We start from the raw sequence: 20,173 nt of genomic DNA on the forward strand, positions 1-20,173 counted from the left end.
TTGATAACATAATCTATAAATATCTATTTTTGTTACATTTACTAGCAATAATGATTCTCATACTTGATGATTTACTAGTCTTAAAGTGATTTTCATGCCAAAAATTAAAAATATGTAACTGGCTTATTTTTAAGTTTTTATTTAAAGCCAAATTTAAAAGTGTCCATTATTGGACACCTTTCGTCCAAAACCGAACAAGAATGAAAAAGACAAATGCCTCAATATTGATTATAGATGACCAGGAAGACATCCTTTTTGCATCAAAAGTGTACTTAAAAAAGTATTTTGAGAACATTTATACGCTCAATAATCCAAAAAATATCGTCGAATTATTGGCAAAAAACACCATCGATGTAGTTTTGCTCGATATGAATTATAGAATAGGTTTTGAGGACGGAAAAGAAGGTTTATATTTATTAAAAGAGATAAAAACGCTTTCGCCAAAAACAGTTGTTATCCTAATGACCGCTTTTGGTAAAGTCGAAACGGCTGTAGAAGGTTTAAAATCGGGTGCTTTTGATTATATCTTAAAACCATGGGAAAATAAAAAACTACTAGAATCTGTAAAACAAGCAGTAGATAAATCTCGTAAAGACCAAAAGAAACTGAAAGACCACGAACCTGCAGAAGATTTCTTTATTGGCAATTCAGAGATTATAAAAAAAGCATATTCATTGGCAGATAAAGTGGCAAAAACCGATGCTAATGTTTTGATTCTGGGCGAAAACGGAACTGGTAAATTTGTTTTAGCACATCATATTTACACACAATCCGAAAGAAAAAACAGTCCATTTATCGCAGTCGATTTGGGATCTTTAAACTCTAATATATTCGAAAGCGAATTATTTGGCTATGCCAAAGGTGCTTTTACCGATGCTAAAATTGATACTCCCGGACGTTTTGAAATGGCGCAGAACGGAACTATTTTCTTAGACGAAATAGGAAATGTTCCGCTGCATTTACAATCTAAACTCTTGCAGGTTATACAAACCAAAACCGTAACCCGATTAGGAGAAACAAAAGCAAGACCTCTTAATGTACGTATCATAACGGCAACCAACTTAAATCTTAAACTAGAGGTTGAGGATAAAACCTTTAGAGAAGACTTGTATTATCGTATTAATACGATGGAGATAGTGTTACCGCCGTTGCGAGAACGAAACGAAGACAAAATTCCTCTGGCAGAATATCTTTTAGAAAAAATGATTGTTAAATACGGAAGAGACGAAATTACTTTTGACAAAAAAGTATTCGAACAAATCGAAAAGCACGCTTGGAAAGGTAATATCCGTGAAATGGAAAACAAAATAGAACGCGCTGTTATCCTTTGCGAAAACAATCTCATTACGGTTTCTGATTTGGATTTAAACGAAATAACAACTTATGACGAAAATCCGGATGATATTCAGCTTTCCACAGTCGAAAAAGCTACCGTCGAAAAAGCATTACTCAAGAACAATAATAATATAAGTAAAACAGCTGAAGAACTAGGATTATCAAGAGGCTCATTATACCGACGTTTAGAGAAATACAATATTAATCCATAAGTTTTGAAATTAACCGCAAAGTATACAATCTTTTTAATCCTTTTAATCTGTGGCTAAAAATTTTACCGCAAAGAACGCAAAGGTTTACGCAAAGGTCGCAAAGTTTTGAATGTGATTAATCTGTGACAGAAACCAGTTTAACGAATAATACATTACTATCTACTATGTTTAAATCATTAAAAATATACAATCTTCTTTTTCTGAGATTACTACTTATTTTATCTGGTGTAGAAATCGCTATTTACTTCTTTAAAAAGGAATTGATTTTTACTGCTATATTTAGCTTGTTCATCGTTTTTTTCCTTGTACGCGAAATGTATTTTTATGTTCGTAATTTCGTTTTACTTTATAATAAAACTATTGCATCGATATTGCAAAATGATTTTAGTTCGGATTTTTCTAAACATAAATTCAACAAAAATTATGATGATTTATTCACTTTATATGATACTCTAAAAAACAACCAAAAAGAACAAGTTTCAAGAGATATTATATATCGCTCTATATTGAATAATATCGAAACCGGAATTTTTATTCTGCAAAAAGATGGCGATGAATGGAACATTTTTTTGATGAATGACTATTTCTCCAAATATTTTGATGTGCCTAAAATTTCTAAATGGAAATATCTAAAGAACCATTTACCAACTTTGTGCGAAGTTATCGAAGATCAGGATTTTCAGGAAATTAAAACATCACTAGAAATTCGTGTGAATCAGGAAAACGTGCAAACCTTTGTCATGCAGACTTCCAGAACAGAAATATGCGATTTAGATTATTTTATTGTCTTACTAGATTCGATTCAAAATGTGGTAGAGAAAAAAGAGAAAGAAGCTTGGGGAAATTTAATGAAAGTGATTTCTCATGAACTTTTAAACTCCATCACTCCTATTCGTTCTATTTGCCAAAACCTACAAGATTTGGTCGATCAGGACACCATGTCGACCGAAGACCTGGAAGACATTAAAAATAGCGTGGGAACAATGCTAAGAAGAAGCGACCATTTGCAAAAATTTATCGAAGGATATCGCAAGTTAGCCATGTTGCCCTCTCCTAAAAAAGAAAAGATAGAATTGCAGTATTGGGTAGAAAATAGTCTTCAGGTTATGGCTCCGTTGTTTCAAAAAAATCAAATAGAAGTTATAAATACAATCGCTTTAAATCGCAAGATAAATGTTGATTCTCAGCAGATGGAACAAGTACTGATTAATCTTCTAACAAATTGTATTTATGCACTCGAAGATTCTTTAAACAAACAAATTATTATTTCGGCTGAAGCCAAAGAAAACCGAACTTTTATACGAATTACCGATACCGGAAAAGGCATCGAAAAAGAAATAGAAAACAAGATATTCTTGCCGTTTTTTACTACCCGCCAAGAAGGTGCAGGAATTGGATTAACCTTGTCCAAAAGTATTGTAGAAGCCCATGGAGGTTATCTCGCTCATAAAAATGAAAATGGTAAAACTACTTTTGAACTTTGTTTGGTAGAGGATTAATTATCTTTAAAACTTTTTTATTAGTAAACGAACACTAAATCATTAGTACTATAAATCGTAAGGTAAAAATACCTGTATATGTAACTATATATGATAAAGTTCCTGAATAAAATCAAACTAATACCTTTACAACGGATCGCAAGTACAAATAACATATTATAAACATTGCCAACGGTTTCAACCGTTGGAACGAAATGTATTATCACAATCTTAATCGAACATTAGTAAAGAAATAAAGTTAATTTCTTTAAATAACTTTCAAAACTATGTCGAGTTACTCACGAAGATTCCTCTTTCATCGGAATGACAAGATTGAGAGATACAATGGAAAAGCTAACTGCAAAGTGTACAAAGATTTACACATAAACTAATTAATCTTTGAACCTTTGCAACTTAGAACCTTAGAATCTTAGCACCTTAAAAAAAACTCTATTTCCCTTTTATAATTTTCCCATCCTTAGTAAATTCCAAATCGATTTTGTTTGTTAAATCCACATCAACATCTTTATGTCCGTAATCGATATGAGTAATTTTTTCGTTTGGATAATTCTTGGCAACATACTCTTTAATTGATGCGGCAATAAACTCGGTAGGAATTGGTTTGTTCCCTCCATCTACTTCACGATAAGAACCATCTTTCCAGAATTCTATCTCGGTACCATCTTTAAGTATTACCTCATACCCTTTTTCGCCATGTTCAGCATCTTTTTTGACAATCTCTACTGTTGAATGGCTAAAATATTTTTGCAGAAATTCCTGTGATGCTTTCGGTAATTCAGTAATTGTAATTCTCTTTTGTGCACTAGCCGATAATACAGAACCTAGTATTAATGCGGCAAAAATCATTTTACTTTTCATAATTCACTCATTTACAAAATCATAACTAATTTAATAAAAATAATAACCAATATTGAAATAAATAATTATATTTGATATATCAAATACTTTCAAATATAAATCAGTAAACATGAAGCAGAAAACTCCAACTAGAACTGTACTTTATACAATAGAACAGACAATTAAAGAATACAGGAAAATTTGCCAAAAAAACATCCAGAAGATTGTAGATGATATTACAGTCGATCAATGTTTGGTACTAATTATCTTAAACGATAACGTCACTATTTCTCAGATAGAAATGGCCAAATTAATCTTTAAGGATAATGCTTCGGTAACCCGAATAATAGAATTAATGGTTAAAAAAGATTATTTAACGAGGGAAACAAATGAACTAGATAAAAGAAAATCCAAACTTGTAATAACTGAAAAAGGACAAAAAACAATTGTTCTATTAACTCCTGTTTTTAAGCTAAATCGCAATACTGCTCTAGACGGTTTATCTACTGACGAAATTGAATTCCTTGACAAAATTCTACATAAAATAATTTCAAACTGTAAAACTTCCTAAAAATGAAACACATTGTAACTTTAGCATTGCTACTATTCTCCGTTTGCACGTTTTCTCAAAAAAATCCAACTGCAAAAGAAGAAATAAACCTTACCGAATTAAATAAAAAACAAATTATCGATTCGTTAACCAAACAACTCGAAGAATTCTATATCAGACCAAATGCTATTGGTGAGATAAAGAAAAAGCTGAATGAGAATTATAAGCAAGGAATGTATAAGGACATCTCAAATCCAAATGAATTTGCCTCTAAACTCTCCTCGAATCTTATAGATATTAGCAAAGATTTACATTTTAGAGTAATGTTTGATCCTGAATGGGCAGAAAGTATGCTAAAAGACACTGATAAAGAAACATTTAAAAAAATAAAAGCGGAAGAATTAGCTGAAGCTAAAAAGAAGAACTTTGGGTTTCAACAAGCGCGAATTCTGGAAGGAAATATTGGCTATTTAGAATTTAATTATTTTGAAGATCCTGCAATAGGAAGCGAAACTGCAGCTGCAATGATGCGAATTTTAAGCAATACAGACGCTCTAATTATAGATTTGCGCAAAAATAATGGCGGAGCGATGGAGATGGGACAATTTATTAGTAGTTATCTGTACTCTAACAAAGAATTACCTCTTTATAAATACTATTATTACGAGAAAGGCAGAAAAAAATTGGAGCGAGAAATGTGGTTATTACCATCTGTTCCTGGTAAACGTCTGGATGATATCGATGTTTATATTTTAACAAGCGGTGCTACTTTTTCTGCAGCGGAATGGATGAGTTATTCGCTCCAAAATTTAAAACGTGTTACAATTATAGGCGAAAAAACAGCTGGTGGCGCCCACCCTATCGATCGAAAAGTTTTGGCTCATGGTTTTTCTGTAAATATCCCTTTTGGAGAAGTAAAAGATCCTATTACAAATACGGATTTTGAAGGTAAAGGTGTTATGCCAGATGTTTTATGCAAAAGTGAAGAGGCACTGAATACATCGCATTTGATAGCCTTACAAAAACTATCTTCTAAAAATAAAGATTCTTTAAACAACCTCGATTGGTTTGTTCCTATCATAAAGAACAGACAAAAACCGGCACATGTTGATAGTGCAATTTTAAAATCATATCAAGGTAAATACGGGAAAGCCGAAATAGTATTTGAAGATAATAGCTTATATTACAAATGGAATAATATCGTCACTTTATTACTTACTCCTCTGGAACAAGATTTATTTTTAATTGATGGTATAGATGATTTTCGCATCAAAATTATTTCTGAAAATAAATCTGTAACAGGAATAAAAAGAGTTTTTCAGGATGGACAAGAAAGAGTTTACAAAAAAGATTAAAACTACAATTTAATAAAAATAAAAGCCTCCAAAATCAGTGATTTTGGAGGCTTTTACATTATATAGAGTTAGTCTTAAATAACGTATTAATCTTAATAAAATTAGTTTTATATTAGCGCTTAATAAAGTATTAAGTTAGATACTAAATATCTTATTATGGTTTTAAAAATCAACAAACTAAATCAATATATAAAGCAAAATGAAGAAGGTATTATTTCTAATAATGTTAATCCAAATTAGTTGTCAATCACAAAACGACTGTCCGCAAGGGATAAACTTATTACCTATGTATGGAGAAGTAAAGAAGTGCGAACAGCAAATTCAATCAGACAAAGAGTTTCTTTTGCAGTCCGAAAAACAATTTAAGAGCAGAGAAAAAGCAGCCGAATTATATGTTTCTAAAGCTTGGGAATATTTCTATAAAGATGATAATGATACTGCTATGAAAAGATTTAATCAGGCTTGGCTTTTAGACAATACAAACCCGCAAGTATATTGGGGATTTGGAAACTTATTGGGCAAAAAAAATAAATTTGAAGAATCTATCAAATATCTAAAAAAATCGATAGAATTAGATCCCAATAATGCTCCTGTTTACGAATGTATAGCAACAAGTTATAGTCAAATGTTCCTTAAAACAAAAGATATCAAATATCTAAACCTGGCAATTGAAAGCTTGAAAAAGGCAGTGAAAATTGACCCGAAAAATGGTAGAGCATACGGACAATTAGCAAGTTCTTATGCTTACATAATGCAAAAAGATAGTTTAAGAAAATACATTGAAATAACTGATAAAATTGACCCTAAACTTGTTAATCCTGAGGTTAGAAAAATAGCAAAATAATACCTTCAATACTAAAATAGAAAACCAAAAATGAAAATAACTGAACACTCTTTTGGAGATTTTTTTATTACGACTGATAAAGCTAAATTAGACATTGTTGCCATTCATGATTTTTTATCAAAACATTCAGGTTGGAGTAACGATATTCCTTTTGATAACGTAAAAACTTCTATAGACAATTCGCTAAACTTTGGACTATTTTATAAAGACAAACAAATAGGTTTTGCAAGAGTAATTTCAGATTTTTCGACTATTGCCTATTTAGGCGATATTTATGTTTTAGATGATTATCGAGGACAAGGGCTTTCTAAAAAACTAATGGAAGTTGTAATGGGACACCCAAGTTTACAAGGATTAAGACGTTGGATCTTATTGACCTCCACAGCCGATTGGCTTTATGAAAAATACGGTTTTACTAAATTGCCAAAACCAGAAATATACATGGAACTTTTTAATCCTAATGTGTATAAAAAAGATTAAAAAATAAATATATAATATTATCCAATTCTATTTAAAATATGCAGAAACGCAATAGCAAAATTTATTATTCGGCAGGTTTAATTAGTATCATGTTACTTCCTATTTTATGCATTCTATATTTAAAAAAGAATGATGCTTTTACAAGTTATAATTCTATAAAATTAGAACCTTGGAATGAAGAAAATTATAAAGAAGAAATTGTTCCTATTATAAATTCAAAAAAATTTACTGCTGTTAACCTAACAGGAAATTCAACTTCCGATAAAGCGAAACTAAATGCAGCTGAAAAAAGAATTAAAGAACTTATTGCGACTAAAGATTCTATAAATGGAATAAAATTTCATTTTGAAGATAAATCTGAATATTGGAGCTTTATTAAGGTTCTTGAAATTCTAGAAACCCAAAATGCCAAATTTTATGTTCCATATAAAAATGATATTTGGTTTGCTTATTCAAGAGGAGAAAAAAAGAAAACTATCTTTCGTGTTTGTGGGGATTTCCGTAGGATAATCCCAATTGACGAAAAAAATTTCAAAATAGAATGGCAAGAAATTATAGAAATCACTAAAAAGTTTTATTTACCAATAATCGCCTATATTTTGATGTTATTTTTTACATTTAAACAAATAAGAAATACGATAAAAAACTAAATGCAATTATTAATTTTATTTATTATCGTTCTCCTTTTATTAATTGGAATCCCAATTTGTGTTTCTTATTTCATCTATAAATGGATTAAGAAAAAAGGACTTAACAAAAAATACAGGCTATTAGCACTTATCCCGATAATTATTACGGGATATTTTATATACGATGCGTTTTATCCAGATTCTGATTTCTACAAAGAAGATTTTAAAGAAGTTACAGAAATGGAATTTCCTGAAAAGGGAGAAATAATATACAAAACCGCTTCATATCCTGATCTATTTGGGGATTATACTTCTTCGTTTTTAGTTGAGTTTAGCGTAACTGATATAAAAAAACTTGAAGCAAATATAAAAAAGAAAGGCTTCATTAAAAAGGAAAGCAAAATGTCTGCTAAAGAACTTGATTATATAGAAAAAAGAAAAGGTGACAAAAAATATTCAGCTGAATATATTAAAGAAATATATACAGGAAAGTATTATTCGGTTGGCTTTTTAAATGATAATAAATCTGTAATAATTACACGAGTAAGTTGGTAATTATAATATATCTTCGTTAATGGTAAACAACACAATGAATATTCATAATCTTCCTACTGACTTAAATATAGATTCCAAAAGTGAGATACAACTTTTTGATTATAGTGTGACCAGTTCTTCTATCAAGAATAAGGTAATGCTCAATACAAATGTTTTAAGCTTTTTACTTGAAGGAACTAAAGAATTCATTACAAAAGATAAGGCAACTATTATTAATAATGATTCGTTCTTATTGATAAAATCAGGAAATTGCTTAATGACCGAAAACCTTTCGGATACCAATGTATATCGTAGTGTATTGCTATTTTTTAATGATGATATCCTTCTAAAATTATTGCAAAAAAACAATGTTTCAAAAACTACTGATCCTAGTTCCAAACCTTATGAAATATTCCAATACGATGATTATGTTCATCATTTTGTAAAGAGTTTAATCCAAATAAAGACATACGATCATTCTCTACGAGATAGCTTATTGCAAACCAAACTTGAGGAAATATTAACCTATTTATTATACAAAAACGGTACTGGATTTTTAAATAATATACTCGCCCAAGACAGCCAAAACAGGCGCTTTACAGATGTAATAGAAAGTAATAAACTTAATAATTTAACCATTCAGGAGCTTGCTTTTTTATGCAATATGAGTATTTCTACTTTCAAGAGAAACTTTGAACAACAGTATCAAACAAGCCCAAGAAAATGGTTTCAAGAAAAAAGATTGGAGTACTCTGCTTACTTATTAAGTACCAAAAAGAAACGCCCTGTTGATATTTATTATGAAATAGGATTTGAAAGTTTATCTAGTTTTACACAAGCCTTTAAAACCAAATACAATACTACCCCTAAACAGTTCCAGTTAGAAAAATGAACTTCTGGAAACACTTTTAGAACTTCTTAGAACATCCCTAAACCTCCCTTGCAAAATATCTTTGTAGTCTATAATTTTAAAGAATTAAAAAATGAAAAAGATTAGTTTAGCATTGCTTGGTTTACTATTTACTACAAGTACGATTTTCGCCCAAAAGACATTTACTTTAAGTAGTAAAGATTTAGGCGGACAAGCCACAAAAACCGAAGAATTTGGAGGTTTTGGATGTACGGGTAAAAACCAATCTCCACAATTATCTTGGGCAAATGCACCAGAAGGCACTAAAAGTTTTGCCATAACCATGTATGATCCTGATGCACCAACTGGTAGCGGATGGTGGCATTGGGTAATATTTGATATTCCGGCGAACATTACCGAATTAGTTACAAATGCAGGAAACGTAACTTTAAATCTTACCCCAAAAGGAGCAATTCAAGGTGTAACCAATTATGGTGTGGCAGGATATGGCGGTCCTTGTCCTCCCGAAAATCACGGTTTTCATCAATATATAATAACCGTATATGCTTTAAAAACCGATAAACTAGGTTTAGACTCCAATACAAATCCTGCTGTTGTTGGTTACAATCTATGGGCAAATACTATTGCCAAGGCAAGTATTGTAACGTATTATCAAAGAGAAAAGAAATAACTTTCTCCTGCTCTTCTAATACTTTTAAAAGAAGCTTCGAAAATATCTTTGACTTTTCGAAGCTTTTTTATATTCTTTAGTAAATCAACACGACAGCTTACAAATCACGCTTAAAAAGATCAATTAACAATCGTTTTTTTAATTTGATTGTAAGGCTTCTCCTCAAGGATAGATTGTATTGAATCGCTTATTTCATCTAAATTATTTTGTTTGTTATTAGTCATTAAAATAATCGTGAAATTTTGATTACTAACCAGTAAAGCTTGGTAATTAAAAGCAGCTCCATCATGTATATGACTTGTAACTTTGCCATCTTCTATACTTCCTTCTCCAAGTCCCGTTTGATTTCCTTTAGAAAACGGGATAAAAAGCTCAAGTGTAGATTCTGGATTAATAATTTTAAACGAATTAATTGCTTCAGACCATTTATAAAAATCCTTTAAATTTAGTGCTGTCCAGCCCGAAATATTGTATTTAATGGCATCTTGTTTTCCTTTATTATTAAATGATATTGCAAAAAGTTTCTCTTTTTCATCAGGATCAACAAGCCCATTTTTTATACCAATAGGTTCTAGGATCTTTTTTATTACAAAAGAATTGAAAGTCATATTGGTGATTCTTTCTATGATTCTTCTCTGCAGAAATACATTATTGTTGTTATAATCATACTTCGTTCCTGGCTCAAAATCAAGAATCAAAGTTTTTTTCAGTAACATCATATTATCAGAATCCTGATTAACTTCATTCCATTTTATTTGAGGAAGACCGCTTGTATATTGCAGTAAATGAATAATTTTAATTTTATTTGCCCAAGAAGGAAGTTCGGGTAGAAATTTAGAAATTGAATCGTCCAGTTTTAATTTTCCTTGCTCTTTAAGCATCATAATTCCAATAGCGTTAAACTCTTTTGCAATTGAACCAATATGAAAGCGATATTTTGTGTTTAATGGAGTTGTATTACTTGCATCGGCTTGACCAAAGGCTTTTTCGTATATTATTTTTCCCTTTTGAGCAATTAAAACGTTTCCGTTAAAAGCTTTTAACTTATGCGCTTTTTGAAATAGACTATCTAGATTAGTCGTTTTTTGAGAAGATTGACTGTAACAATTACCACAAGTTACTAATAAGGCAATGAGGAGTATAATTCTATTGCTTTTAACTATTTTCATATATAATTTTTAATAAATATAATAGAATTTAATATTATTCCATAAAAAAAAATCAATCAACTCAAACCATAAAAAAGATAGTTGAATAAAATGTGGAGTTAGTTAAAATTAATCGTTTTTAAAAATTCCTCATTATTTAAACATCTCTTATAAAGCTGCGCAAGTATCACTGACTTTACACGGCTTTTATATTTATGCATTAAATACAAGCTTAAGATTATTGTGCCTTTAGTCTTGAGAAATTCTTAATGAAATATAGTTTCTTTTTAATAACACGAAAAATCCTGTTTTTATATTACTCTTTTATTATATTTGCCACCAATAAAACGAAGATTTTTCTTAAAATCAAGTTGTATATTATTTTACACAAACTAATGCTAATATGAAATTTGTCCTTTTTGTTTTTCTGATATTTTGTTTTGGATGCGAAACAAAAAAAGACAATACAGTAAGAGAAACCAAAACCGAAATTAAACGGTTTATTATTGGCGATGTTAATAATGATAAAATCCAAGATACCGCTTTTGTAAGTGTCATAAATCATAACAATCTTGACCAAGTAGCTATTGAGTTTTCTAAAATAATTCCTCCCTTAAGTTTTGAAAGTTTAGGTGTTTATATTCAAAAAGTAAATGATTTGAATAGCGATAATAGAAATGAAATCATAATATTTTCCAGAACTCATGAAGGCTGGTGGAATGAAATTTCTATTTGGAGTTTTTATAATCAAAAGTGGGGAAAAATTGCAAAAACAAAGGCCTTTATTTCTGAAGATAAAGATTTTAAAAACAGAATAATTAAAGAAAATGGCAACTATTTTTTAATTGGGGATGATATGTGGAATGAGGATGAGAAAGGAGCCTTTTTAAAAACTAAAGTAAAAATATAAAAAACGCATAATACCATCATAGACGATAGTTAGTATTAAATACTAATTAACCTTGATTACAACTATAATACTAACCTCAGAATTTATTAACCTCAAAATAATTAATACTATAAATTTTTATGACTACAAACACTTACTTTATTATTGGCGGTATTGCCGTTTTATTTATTGCATACATGATTTTTCTAAAAACCATTATGAAAAAACGCAATAATAAACTTTTAGAAGACTTTAATAACAATCACTCCGACACACCATTAACTGATGAGCAAAAAAGACTGCTTTCTTTTGGAGGAATTTTGTTTTATTATAGAGGAGAAAAAATACTTGGTATTAAACCTGAAAATAGTTTAAATGAATACATAGGTGGTTTAAAACTTCAATGGGAAATAACAAACGAAGCTGAAGCCAAAGAAACTTTGAATGATTTATTATCATTGCAGAGAAGTAATGAGTTCGAACCTGTTTTCTTGCAATCATCAAAAGAATTAAGTAGTATTCAGAAAGATATTTCAAAAGGTTTAGGATTAGATCTGGATAGTGTCACTAAGGTAAAATCTGCTTATGCATGGGATATTTGCAGAGCAGTATCATTAGCAAAATGGTGTTATTGGGTAGGTTATTTAACCGAAAATGAAACTTGGGAAATCATGAAAAAAGCATCTGAAATAGCAATTAAAAAAGGGGAAAACTGGACAGATTATACCATTTCATTTTTATTAGGAAGAACTATACAAGGATTTGATTTGGATGAATTGATAGTCGAAAGCAAACAAATACTTACTAGTAAAGGACCATCATTAAGAAAAATTGAAGATGTGGATATATATACAAAATACCCATTTATAAAATAACCTCATCAATATTATGATAATTGAATGTTACAATTTATTAAAAGCAATAGAACAGCGACCTATTATGTGGACTGGCGAAGCAAGTCTTAAGAGTATAAAGACCTTTGTTTCGGGCTATTATCTAGCGCTTATTGATAATAAAATTGTAAATGAGCACATAGATGAACCTTTTTTTGATTGGGTTGCAAATAAGCTTGGTTATTTTGAATCAACTGCTGGATGGGCAAATATGATTTTAGCATATAGCATAGGAGTCAAACCTGAGAATATAATTTGGGAAGAGCTTTTTGTTTATGATATTACTCAAGAACAGCATTTAAAATCTATTAAATTATTTTACGAATTAATTGAACAATTCAAAAATGAATTAGAAGGCATTTAATCAATTTACAAAAGAGTTTATATAAAAAAATGCGCAAATGTCTCTGACTTTGCGCATTTTTTATGTTCGTGCAAAAACTAAATATAAGTTCATTTTCTACACGTGATTTTAAAGAGATTAGCTCCAAAATTGCCCTTTTTAAGCTTACACTTTTTAACCTAAAATCAAAGAAAGTGTGAGTTTTTTGCCGTTTTTAGCGAAAAAAGTTCTATATTACGGAAAATCAGAGCCAATTTGTGATTAAAAGCAATTGGCGAGAATTTTAATTTACCCGTATTTATATTAAAAAAAAATGAAACAATTACTACAGTGGACAATCATCATTCCAGCACTTTCCTGGATTCTATTTTTTAGCGGACTTGTTGACAACAGCAGTATTTTTCAAGTTATTGCAAGTATACTACTTATCCTGAGCGTTATGTCGGCAGTACATCATTCAGAAATAATCGCAGAAAGAGTTGGAGAACCTTACGGAACCATTATTTTGGCCATATCTATAACCGTTATAGAGGTTTCGATTATTGTTTCCTTAATGATGTCCGAAGGTGCAGAAGCAGCTTCATTAGCCAGAGATACTGTATTTGCCGCCACAATGCTTATTCTTAATGGTATCATTGGTCTTTGCCTATTAATTGGTGGTCTAAAACATTACGAACAAAATTTTTCTGTCTCTTCTGTAACTATTGGATTGGTTTCGCTAGTTTCGATTATCGTATTTACATTGGTCTTCCCTACTTTCACCGAAAGTGTTAAGGGTTCTTATTATTCAGTACCTCAACTTGTTTTTGCATCAGGTGCCTGTATTGTTATTTATTCTTCATTTCTGTTTGCGCAAACCACAAGATACCGCCAATATTTCCTTACGATTGGAGCCGATGAAAATGAAGATGCTGCAGAACCATTAGCAATCGATAATAAAACCTTTTATACAAGTTTGGTTTTCCTTATCGTAAGCTTAGGTATTGTGGTGCTACTAGCAAAAACACTTTCGCCTACTATCGAGAGCATTATTGTAAGCTATCATCTTCCTAAAACTTTAGTGGGAGTTGTAATTGCAGCAATAATCTTGTTACCCGAAGCAATTGCAGCAATTACTGCGGCAAGAAAAAACAGACTACAAACGAGTTTAAACTTAGCCTTAGGTTCAGCATTGGCAAGTATCGGATTAACCATTCCTAGTGTTGCAGCTGTTTGTATCATGATGGATATGCCTATTATCCTTGGGCTCGACATAAAATCTATTGTATTATTAGCATTATCAGTATTTACCGTAATGTTGTCGTTAAGCAAAGGAAAGTCAAATATTGTTTATGGTGTAGTACTGCTGGTCAATCTATTTGCTTTTGTATTCCTTATGATATACCCATAATCTCGTAAACAACTTAACTCTTATAAAAAATGCGCAAGTATCTCTTACTTTGCGCATTTTTTTATGATTAATAAATACATTATTTACGTTGAAATTAAATCTATAATAACATGAATAAAAGCTTATTTGTAGCACAAAGTCAATCAAACTTACATTGGCAAAATAATTTTATGCTTTTTATAAATAACTAATCAGTAACTTTCTAAAATAAAACTTATTAAGTCATTTCTATGAAAAACATTTTACTCATTATATGTATTTTACTCTTTCAAACTGATTTTATTTTTGCACAAAACCACGAGAAAGAGGTTATATCGTATCCTAAAAAAGAAATGGAAGAACAAAAAATTTCAGGATTACAAATTGCAGTAATTAAAAATAATAAAGTTCTATTTTCAAAATCTCTCGATCCTAATGATAATTTAGCTATTATATTGTTTACCAACCTTACTGGGATTGAAACTTATACTATAACAGAAAATATTTCGAAGTTCTATTTTAAAGATTAATGCACAATGACAATATAAAAAATATCAAACTGGATGACTCCTACTCTACCCAGCCATACAAATCTAATAATCGATCTATTCTATAAAACCTCCATTAAAAATAATGGAGGTTTTTTGTAGAATTTATGGTCTTTATTAGTAACATTTTGATAAAATACCCTCTGATTATATTCATTGTACCAACTTAACTATTAAATTACCAATACTCAAGATTTTCTTATATTCGCTTAAACATAATTCAATTTATATCTTAAAATAATTTAAAAACATACTATTCAAAGTCATTTATAACCTAAAACATTCACCAAAAAACCACCACAAAAAGAATGAAGAACAGACTTTTACTAACATTTTTATTTTTGACATCATTAGCATTTGGACAAAAGGCAACTTTTAATATTAAATATTCTGAACAGTTGGCCGTTTATGTTTTTTTACAAAATCTTTCTGAAGATTATCCTGAGAATGTTTTCAAGACTGAATTTCAAAAATCAAAATATAACGTTGAGAAATACAAAACTATAATCTCAAGATTTAACAAATTAAACATTTACTATAGTTTCCCATATGATGATTATCCATATGGTTCAAAAAAGACGATGCAAACGGAAGATCTATTGAAAAAAAATCTAATAGAAACAGAAAATCTAAAGGATTTTAAAATTCGTTCGATTGGTTTTATTCCAAATAATACACTGAATGATTTAGCTGAAAGTATTTTGGAATTTACCCCAATTTATAATGAGCTAATATACAATCCAAACAAAGAGAAATTCGAAAACCAAATTAAAGAAGTCACAAAGTATTCTAACGAAAACCAGATAGAAAACTACTTCCAGACGGGATTATTATTCTATAATTCGAGTTGGGACAATTCAATTCCTTTCAACGTAGCTTTTTATCCGTTACCAAATTCTAAAGGATTTACTGCACAAGCATTTTGCAACAATTTTATTAGTGCAATACAAACCGATTTAACATCGCATAAAGACTTATTTAGTGTTATGCTACACGAAACCTATCATATAATTTATGATGAACAGTCGCTTGAAGTAAAAACTGATATTAATACTTATTTTAAAAAAAATAAATCGAAATGTAGTAATTATGCTTATCAGCTTATGAACGAAGTCTTGGCAACCGCTTTAGGAAATGGGTATGTTTATGAAAAATTAGACGGGAAAATTGACACTGGAGATTGGTATAATAAAAAATATATCAACCTTATGGCAAAGCAAATTTATCCGTTGGTTACAGAATATATTAATCAGAAGAAACCAATAGATAAAAACTTTATTGATACTTACATCAACCTATATGAAACAAACTTTCCTGATTGGATAAATGAACTTAATAATATAATGTCTTACAGATATGTGCTTACCGAAAATGAAAAAGATATTAAGACCATAAACCAATTGTTTCGCTATCGTTCCAGAACCGAAAGCGAAGACCAAATTACAGAAAGTAGTATTGAAAAAATGCAAAAAACATCGCTTACAAAAGTGGTAATTATTTCCAAAAACAGTTCTGAAAAGATAAAACTATTAAAAACTAAATTTAAAGAATTAAAAAACTGGCAAGCTAACGCAGACAATGAGTTTACCTACAAAATTCTATTAGACGATAAAAGCCAGTTGATAATATTAAACCAAAAAAAATCGACAATTGAAACCCTTATCAAATCAGTAAAATAAGATATAGTCCATTTATTAGAAAATGAAAATTACCATACAAATAATCATGTTGTTTATTTTGTCATCAGTTTATGCCATGCATAAATTACCACCTATAAATAGCATAAATTCTATTGAAAACAAATGTTCTGTTACTAGCGTAACTTTAAAAACAGAAAGAATTGAGAAGAAACGAAAATTCCTTTTTTGGAAATTACCACACAAAAAAATAATTCATATTGATCAAGTATTTGATAGTAGCGGAAAGAGAATTTTAAAGAAAACTACAATTCAAGTTTGTTCATCCTGCTCTTGTGATGATATAAAATATCGCCGAGTAAAAATTGTAAATAATGAAATATGGATTTTTCATTACAATACAAATCCTGAAAAAGGAATAATAAAACGTTATGACTTTTGTGGAAAATTTTTAGGCCAAAAGGCTTGGGAAGATGAATCTTTTAATGATGATTAATCTAGCAAATTACTGCTGCCAACTGATATCATAACCTCCCCTTTATTATTCCATCGTATTAAAAACAAACCACTAGAAAGTGGAATAATATCAAAATAAAACAGTTATTAACGTAACAATATTATAAATTATCTGTCTATATAAAAAACACCTAATTTGTTTAATCTAAATTACAATGCACTCTTAAAAATTAAAATAAATGAAAAAAATACTTTTTTTTATCTTACTCTCTAGTTTCTTAACGAATACAGTTTCTGCTCAAGAATTAAACAATTTATTTTCGACACTTTCTGAAAGGAATCTTTTTAAGGGTAGTGCTGTAATTTCTAAATCAGGAAAAACTATTTTTTCTAATACTTATGGGTTTTCTAATATCGAGAAGAAAGAAAAGTTTAATGACAATTCTCGATTTCCAATTGCTTCTGTAACAAAAACCTTTACAGCAACAGCTATACTGCAGCTTAAACAGAAAGGCAAGCTTAAAATTGATGATCCGGTTCAGAAATACCTTTCAGATTTCCCTTATCCAAATATCACCATCAAACAACTGCTTAATAACACCTCTGGATTAGCTCAATATTATAATTTATTTGATAGTATAATAAAAGAACAACCCGAAAAAATAATTTCGAATCAGGATATTATTCCAACATTCATTCGTTTTAAAACACCGCTTGCATTTTTACCAGGAAGTAAATGGGACTACAATAATATTAATTTTTGCATCGCTGCATTAATTATCGAAAAAGTATCAGGAATTAGTTATGCTAATTATATGGAAAAAAATATTTTCGACCCTGCAAAAATGAAAGATTCATTTGTTCCGATTAACAGAAAAATTAAAGGACCAAATCAAGTAGAATTATACATGTATCCTAACTTCTATTCGACAGATTTTGCTAATATAAATACCTTAAAAGAACCTTTTTTAATATTCGAAAAAAGTAACTTTTATGGCAATGGAGGAATCGTAAGCACCGCTTTAGACTTGCAAAAATATCAAAACGCATTATTTACCTATCAGATTTTAGGCAAAAAAGAACTAGAGGAAGCTCTTACAGCTACAATACTTAATGATGGAAAAAAAGCAACTTATAATCTAGAAGGAAAAGAAATGAGTTATGGTTTAGGTTGGGGAATGTACACCGATGAAAGTAACGGAAAAATAGTTTTTCATGATGGCTCTATTACAGGTCTTACCAGTATTTTGGCACATAACATTACTAAAAATCAAACTGTAATCCTTCTATCCAATACAGGAAATTGCCCAGTGTATTCTATCCTTAATACCGTCTTACAATTAATGGACAACAAACCTTATACAATTCCTGCACAAAATCTTTCAAGAGTATATGGCAATTTACTTGAAAACGGAAATAAAGAAAAAGCAAATCAATTGATTTATGACTATTTAAAAAATCAAAAAAATTATGAAGCAACCGAGAGAGATTTTAATCGATTAGGCTATCAGTTTCTTAGACTCCAAAAAAATGAAAATGCTTTGCAGACATTCAAAACTGGATCATTAATTTTTCCTGAGAGTTGGAATATTTATGATAGTTATGGCGAAGCATTACTTCAATGTGGCAAAAAAGAAGATGCAATTAAAATGTATCAAAAATCTATTGAATTAAATCCTAATAACGAAAACGGAAAAAAAGTTCTGAGTAGTTTACTAAAGGCATAACTAGATTAGCAAGAACTGTTACATTTTGGAATTTGAAAATTAAAAAATGATCAAAAAAAGCATATCTGAATAAAAATATGAGTGACGAACAATTAATATTGTGGAATAAGATTAAGAATTTTGAGCTCGATGAACCTGAAATCTCATTTAGTTTTACAGATAGACTTGCCAGAGAAAATGGTTGGACAATTGAATATTCTATCCGAGCGATTTTAGAATATAAAAAATTCATTTTTCTATTAACTATTGCAAATCATCCATTAACTCCATCGGATCAGGTGGATCAGGTTTGGCATTTGCATTTGCTCTACACGCAATCATATTGGGAAGATTTTTGCGAAAACACAATCAAAAGAAGAATACATCACGGGCCAACTAAAGGCGGTAATACCGAGAAAAGTAAATACACTAATTATTACGAAAAAACCAAAGAATTATATCTTGAACTTTTCAAAACCGAAACACCAAAAGATATTTGGCCGTCAAGCGAAATTAGGTTTACTGAAATTAACTTTGAAAGAATAAATCTGGATAGAAACTGGATTATAAAAAAACCTTTTTAAATGAAATATTTATCTGAACTAACGCCAGCAGAAATATTAATATTAACTAAAAAAAATGTTACTCAGCAGGAACTTTTAAAAATAACTTTCATAGATTTATTATTTAAACAAGTTTTAAAAACCTTTGAAGTAAAAAGACAGCCACACATTAGAGAAAAAGTCAAAGTTTATAAATATGTTGGCATAGGACAAAACTATAAAACTTATAATTCTCAAAATCACGAAAGATCGTTTCTATCCGCTTTTGGAACTGATAATACGGTGGAAATATTGTTTAGGAATTTGGTTAAAATTGCTTTTCAAAAAACTAGAACAGTACAAGATTTAAAAAATGATTTAATAAAAACTCCAACTCTGAAAAAATGCTTTTCTCAAAACCTTTTTCAGCAATTTTATTATGGTTATAGTCTTACAGAATATGGAACTGAATTAAAACAAAAGGTTAAAAAAGAAATTCAAGACGCAGGAAATGAGCTTTCAGACATAGACAACATCGAAAACCAAAAAGCGATTGAACTAATAAAAATAATTGGAGCAAATATATTCCTGTTAGTAAATCTTGATTACGAACTATTAAATCAGATTGATACCGATTTAGTAACCGAAATTAATAGAAGTAATTCAACCGATGGAGGAAGTGGCTGTAGTAGTTACGATTGGAGTTTTTATGATTACTCTTCTAGTTTTGACAGCGGTTGTAGTAGTGGATGCAGTGGTTGCGGAAGTGGTTGTAGCGGATGCGGAGGAGATTAGAAAATTTAAATTTTAAAATAAAGAAAAACAC

The 20,173-nt window shown here is 29.8% G+C and carries 22 protein-coding genes; 20 read left to right on the forward strand and 2 right to left on the reverse strand.

Going from position 1 to position 20,173, the window contains the following annotated elements; translation table 11 throughout:
- Positions 1–200: 200 nt before the first annotated feature.
- Both OA93_RS14840 and OA93_RS14845 read left to right on the forward strand, forming a co-directional pair.
- Positions 201–1,547 carry a sigma-54 dependent transcriptional regulator gene (locus OA93_RS14840; RefSeq protein WP_039114174.1) on the forward strand — a complete coding sequence of 449 codons (1,347 nt, stop codon included), beginning with the start codon at positions 201–203 and terminating at the stop codon, positions 1,545–1,547.
- A 164-nt stretch (positions 1,548–1,711) separates the two neighbouring features.
- A complete protein-coding gene (locus tag OA93_RS14845) occupies positions 1,712–3,046 on the forward strand; it encodes an ATP-binding protein (RefSeq protein WP_039114175.1) in 1,335 nt (444 codons plus the stop codon).
- Between the two features lie 429 nt (positions 3,047–3,475).
- Here OA93_RS14845 and OA93_RS14850 read toward each other — a convergent pair whose 3' ends face one another.
- Positions 3,476–3,904: a PepSY-like domain-containing protein gene (locus OA93_RS14850; RefSeq protein WP_039114176.1), complete on the reverse strand. Its 429-nt coding sequence runs from the start codon at positions 3,902–3,904 to the stop codon at positions 3,476–3,478.
- 109 nt (positions 3,905–4,013) lie between these two features.
- Here OA93_RS14850 and OA93_RS14855 point away from each other — a divergent pair, with 109 nt between their 5' ends.
- The 8 genes from OA93_RS14855 (at position 4,014) to OA93_RS14890 (ending at position 9,816) form a co-directional block, all read left to right on the forward strand.
- Positions 4,014–4,454 carry a MarR family transcriptional regulator gene (locus OA93_RS14855; protein ID WP_039114177.1) on the forward strand — a complete coding sequence of 147 codons (441 nt, stop codon included), beginning with the start codon at positions 4,014–4,016 and terminating at the stop codon, positions 4,452–4,454.
- 2 nt (positions 4,455–4,456) lie between these two features.
- Positions 4,457–5,788 (forward strand): S41 family peptidase, encoded by a 1,332-nt coding sequence (locus OA93_RS24155; RefSeq protein ID WP_052259463.1) that lies wholly within the window; start codon positions 4,457–4,459, stop codon positions 5,786–5,788.
- Positions 5,789–5,987: 199 nt separating this feature from the next.
- Entirely contained in the window at positions 5,988–6,632 is a 645-nt protein-coding gene (locus OA93_RS14865) for a hypothetical protein (protein WP_039114179.1), read from the forward strand.
- Positions 6,633–6,662: 30 nt separating this feature from the next.
- On the forward strand, positions 6,663–7,112 hold the full coding sequence (locus OA93_RS14870) for a GNAT family N-acetyltransferase (protein WP_039114180.1): 450 nt from the start codon (positions 6,663–6,665) through the stop codon (positions 7,110–7,112).
- A 38-nt stretch (positions 7,113–7,150) separates the two neighbouring features.
- The gene (locus OA93_RS14875; RefSeq protein WP_039114181.1) at positions 7,151–7,762 is read left to right on the forward strand and encodes a hypothetical protein; all 612 of its coding nucleotides are present in this window, start codon (positions 7,151–7,153) and stop codon (positions 7,760–7,762) included.
- Entirely contained in the window at positions 7,763–8,296 is a 534-nt protein-coding gene (locus OA93_RS14880) for a hypothetical protein (RefSeq protein ID WP_039114182.1), read from the forward strand.
- Positions 8,297–8,315: 19 nt separating this feature from the next.
- Positions 8,316–9,167: an AraC family transcriptional regulator gene (locus OA93_RS14885; protein ID WP_082001827.1), complete on the forward strand. Its 852-nt coding sequence runs from the start codon at positions 8,316–8,318 to the stop codon at positions 9,165–9,167.
- Between the two features lie 91 nt (positions 9,168–9,258).
- Positions 9,259–9,816: a YbhB/YbcL family Raf kinase inhibitor-like protein gene (locus tag OA93_RS14890; RefSeq protein ID WP_039114183.1), complete on the forward strand. Its 558-nt coding sequence runs from the start codon at positions 9,259–9,261 to the stop codon at positions 9,814–9,816.
- A 119-nt stretch (positions 9,817–9,935) separates the two neighbouring features.
- Here OA93_RS14890 and OA93_RS14895 read toward each other — a convergent pair whose 3' ends face one another.
- A complete protein-coding gene (locus OA93_RS14895; protein ID WP_039114184.1) occupies positions 9,936–10,985 on the reverse strand; it encodes a serine hydrolase domain-containing protein in 1,050 nt (349 codons plus the stop codon).
- Positions 10,986–11,367: 382 nt separating this feature from the next.
- Here OA93_RS14895 and OA93_RS14900 point away from each other — a divergent pair, with 382 nt between their 5' ends.
- From OA93_RS14900 to OA93_RS14945, 10 genes are all read left to right on the forward strand, one after another.
- Positions 11,368–11,874, forward strand: a complete 507-nt coding sequence (locus tag OA93_RS14900; RefSeq protein ID WP_039114185.1) for a hypothetical protein — start codon at positions 11,368–11,370, stop codon at positions 11,872–11,874.
- A gap of 119 nt (positions 11,875–11,993) precedes the next feature.
- Positions 11,994–12,728 carry a DUF1266 domain-containing protein gene (locus tag OA93_RS14905; protein WP_039114186.1) on the forward strand — a complete coding sequence of 245 codons (735 nt, stop codon included), beginning with the start codon at positions 11,994–11,996 and terminating at the stop codon, positions 12,726–12,728.
- Positions 12,729–12,741: 13 nt separating this feature from the next.
- Positions 12,742–13,110, forward strand: a complete 369-nt coding sequence (locus tag OA93_RS14910) for a hypothetical protein (protein WP_039114187.1) — start codon at positions 12,742–12,744, stop codon at positions 13,108–13,110.
- Between the two features lie 292 nt (positions 13,111–13,402).
- Entirely contained in the window at positions 13,403–14,479 is a 1,077-nt protein-coding gene (locus tag OA93_RS14915; protein ID WP_039114188.1) for an ionic transporter y4hA, read from the forward strand.
- A gap of 230 nt (positions 14,480–14,709) precedes the next feature.
- On the forward strand, positions 14,710–14,988 hold the full coding sequence (locus OA93_RS14920; protein ID WP_039114189.1) for a hypothetical protein: 279 nt from the start codon (positions 14,710–14,712) through the stop codon (positions 14,986–14,988).
- A gap of 326 nt (positions 14,989–15,314) precedes the next feature.
- Positions 15,315–16,685: a hypothetical protein gene (locus OA93_RS14925; protein WP_039114190.1), complete on the forward strand. Its 1,371-nt coding sequence runs from the start codon at positions 15,315–15,317 to the stop codon at positions 16,683–16,685.
- A 22-nt stretch (positions 16,686–16,707) separates the two neighbouring features.
- On the forward strand, positions 16,708–17,139 hold the full coding sequence (locus OA93_RS14930) for a hypothetical protein (protein WP_131474482.1): 432 nt from the start codon (positions 16,708–16,710) through the stop codon (positions 17,137–17,139).
- A 199-nt stretch (positions 17,140–17,338) separates the two neighbouring features.
- Positions 17,339–18,826: a serine hydrolase gene (locus OA93_RS14935; protein ID WP_039114192.1), complete on the forward strand. Its 1,488-nt coding sequence runs from the start codon at positions 17,339–17,341 to the stop codon at positions 18,824–18,826.
- A 77-nt stretch (positions 18,827–18,903) separates the two neighbouring features.
- Positions 18,904–19,389 (forward strand): hypothetical protein, encoded by a 486-nt coding sequence (locus tag OA93_RS14940; RefSeq protein WP_039114193.1) that lies wholly within the window; start codon positions 18,904–18,906, stop codon positions 19,387–19,389.
- The gene (locus OA93_RS14945) at positions 19,390–20,142 is read left to right on the forward strand and encodes a hypothetical protein (protein ID WP_039114194.1); all 753 of its coding nucleotides are present in this window, start codon (positions 19,390–19,392) and stop codon (positions 20,140–20,142) included.
- Positions 20,143–20,173: the final 31 nt, after the last annotated feature.

Origin of the sequence: Flavobacterium sp. KMS (assembly GCF_000813005.1) — a bacterium.
Taxonomy (GTDB): Bacteria; Bacteroidota; Bacteroidia; order Flavobacteriales; family Flavobacteriaceae; genus Flavobacterium.